General features: G+C 54.6%; 1 rRNA gene. It reads left to right on the forward strand.

Going from position 1 to position 3,252, the window contains the following annotated elements:
* Positions 1-61 precede the first annotated feature (61 nt).
* Positions 62-3,186: ribosomal RNA gene (locus ARTSIC4J27_RS21930) — 23S ribosomal RNA — on the forward strand.
* Positions 3,187-3,252 lie beyond the last annotated feature (66 nt).

The raw sequence follows: 3,252 nt of genomic DNA on the forward strand, positions 1-3,252 counted from the left end.
TGGTGGTGTTGTGTGTGGTTGGTTTTCGTGGTTCTCTCGAAATTATTTTTTGATCTTTTGTGGTCAAGTTTTTAAGAGCACACGGTGGATGCCTTGGCATTAGGAGCCGAAGAAGGACGTAGGAATCTGCGATAAGCCTGGGGGAGTCGATAACCGGACTGTGATCCCAGGGTGTCCGAATGGGGAAACCCCGCCAGACGCGCGAGTGATCTGGTGACCCGCATCTGAACACATAGGGTGCGTGGAGGGAACGCGGGGAAGTGAAACATCTCAGTACCCGCAGGAAGAGAAAACAATAGTGATTCCGTTAGTAGTGGCGAGCGAACGCGGATCAGGCTAAACCGTTCCATGTGTGATAGCCGGCGGGCGTTGCATGGTCGGGGTTGTGGGACTTTCCATACCAGCTCTGCCGGGTTGGTGAGGTGTGATGTGCAGGCATAGGTGAACGGTCTTGAAAGGCCGGCCAGAGAGGGTGTGAGCCCCGTAACTGTAATGTTGTGTACCGCCTGGAGAGTATCCCAAGTAGCACGGGGCCCGAGAAATCCCGTGTGAATCTGTCAGGACCACCTGATAAGCCTAAATACTCCCTAATGACCGATAGCGGACCAGTACCGTGAGGGAAAGGTGAAAAGTACCCCGGGAGGGGAGTGAAACAGTACCTGAAACCGTGTGCTTACAATCCGTCGGAGCAGCCTTGTAGTTGTGACGGCGTGCCTTTTGAAGAATGAGCCTGCGAGTTAGTGTTACGTCGCGAGGTTAACCCGTGTGGGGAAGCCGTAGCGAAAGCGAGTCTGAATAGGGCGTTGCAGTGGCGTGATCTAGACCCGAAGCGAAGTGATCTACCCATGGCCAGGTTGAAGCGACGGTAAGACGTCGTGGAGGACCGAACCCACTTCAGTTGAAAATGGAGGGGATGAGCTGTGGGTAGGGGTGAAAGGCCAATCAAACTTCGTGATAGCTGGTTCTCCCCGAAATGCATTTAGGTGCAGCGTTGCGTGTTTCTTGCTGGAGGTAGAGCTACTGGATGGCTAATGGGCCCTACAAGGTTACTGACGTCAGCCAAACTCCGAATGCCGGTAAGTGAGAGCGCAGCAGTGAGACTGTGGGGGATAAGCTTCATAGTCGAGAGGGAAACAGCCCAGACCACCAACTAAGGCCCCTAAGCGTGTGCTAAGTGGGAAAGGATGTGGAGTTGCTCAGACAACCAGGAGGTTGGCTTAGAAGCAGCCATCCTTAAAAGAGTGCGTAATAGCTCACTGGTCAAGTGATTCCGCGCCGACAATGTAGCGGGGCTCAAGTACACCGCCGAAGTTGTGGCATTCAAACAATGACTAAGCCTTCGTGGTTCAGGTGTTTGGATGGGTAGGGGAGCGTCGTGTGGGCAGTGAAGTCGCGGTGTAAACCAGCGGTGGAGCCTACACGAGTGAGAATGCAGGCATGAGTAGCGAAAGACGGGTGAGAAACCCGTCCGCCGAATGATCAAGGGTTCCAGGGTCAAGCTAATCTGCCCTGGGTAAGTCGGGACCTAAGGCGAGGCCGACAGGCGTAGTCGATGGACAACGGGTTGATATTCCCGTACCGGCGAAAAACCGCCCATGCTGAACAGGGGATACTAACTGCCCGAGACCTGCCCGATCACCCTTGTGGTGTGAGGGTTTTGGTGGAGCGCAGGACCTGATCCTGGGAGGCAAGCGTATTAACAGGTGTGACGCAGGAAGGTAGCCGAGCCGGGCGATGGTTGTCCCGGTCTAAGGATGTAGGGCGAACGGTAGGCAAATCCGCTGTTCATGATGCCTGAGATCTGATGGGACCCCCGTTTGGGGGGATTTGGTGATCCTATGCTGCCGAGAAAAGCATCGACGCGAGGTTTTAGCCGCCCGTACCCCAAACCGACACAGGTGATCAGGTAGAGAATACTAAGGCGATCGAGAGAATTATGGTTAAGGAACTCGGCAAAATGCCCCCGTAACTTCGGGAGAAGGGGGGCCCCAACCTTGATGGACACTTGCTGTCCGGAGGGGATCGGGGCCGCAGAGACCAGGGGGAAGCGACTGTTTACTAAAAACACAGGTCCGTGCGAAGTCGCAAGACGATGTATACGGACTGACTCCTGCCCGGTGCTGGAAGGTTAAGAGGACCGGTTAGCCTCACGGCGAAGCTGAGAATTTAAGCCCCAGTAAACGGCGGTGGTAACTATAACCATCCTAAGGTAGCGAAATTCCTTGTCGGGTAAGTTCCGACCTGCACGAATGGAGTAACGACTTCCCCGCTGTCTCAACCATAAACTCGGCGAAATTGCAGTACGAGTAAAGATGCTCGTTACGCGCAGCAGGACGGAAAGACCCCGAGACCTTTACTATAGTTTGGTATTGGTGTTCGGAGTGGCTTGTGTAGGATAGGTGGGAGACGTTGAAGCCCGGACGCCAGTTCGGGTGGAGTCATCGTTGAAATACCACTCTGGTCACTTTGGACATCTAACTTCGGCCCGTAATCCGGGTCAGGGACAGTGCCTGATGGGTAGTTTAACTGGGGCGGTTGCCTCCTAAAAAGTAACGGAGGCGCCCAAAGGTTCCCTCAGCCTGGTTGGCAATCAGGTGTCGAGTGTAAGTGCACAAGGGAGCTTGACTGTGAGAGAGACATCTCGAGCAGGGACGAAAGTCGGGACTAGTGATCCGGCGGTACATTGTGGAATGGCCGTCGCTCAACGGATAAAAGGTACCTCGGGGATAACAGGCTGATCTTGCCCAAGAGTCCATATCGACGGCATGGTTTGGCACCTCGATGTCGGCTCGTCGCATCCTGGGGCTGGAGTAGGTCCCAAGGGTTGGGCTGTTCGCCCATTAAAGCGGTACGCGAGCTGGGTTTAGAACGTCGTGAGACAGTTCGGTCCCTATCCGCTGCGCGCGCAGGAAATTTGAGAAGGGCTGTCCTTAGTACGAGAGGACCGGGACGGACGAACCTCTGGTGTGTCAGTTGTACTGCCAAGTGCACCGCTGATTAGCTACGTTCGGATGGGATAACCGCTGAAAGCATCTAAGCGGGAAGCTCGCTTCGAGATGAGATTTCCATACACCTTGTGTGTGAGAGGCCCCCAGCCAGACCACTGGGTTGATAGGCCGGATGTGGAAGCGAGGACTAACGACTCGTGAAGCTGACCGGTACTAATAGGCCGATAACTTACACCACACACCCACCCCGCAAACGGGTTCAAAAGCGTTTGCACCACGGGGTCGGGTAAAAAGATAAACAAGA

This window comes from Pseudarthrobacter siccitolerans, assembly GCF_001046895.1.
Classification (GTDB): domain Bacteria; phylum Actinomycetota; class Actinomycetes; order Actinomycetales; family Micrococcaceae; genus Arthrobacter; species Arthrobacter siccitolerans.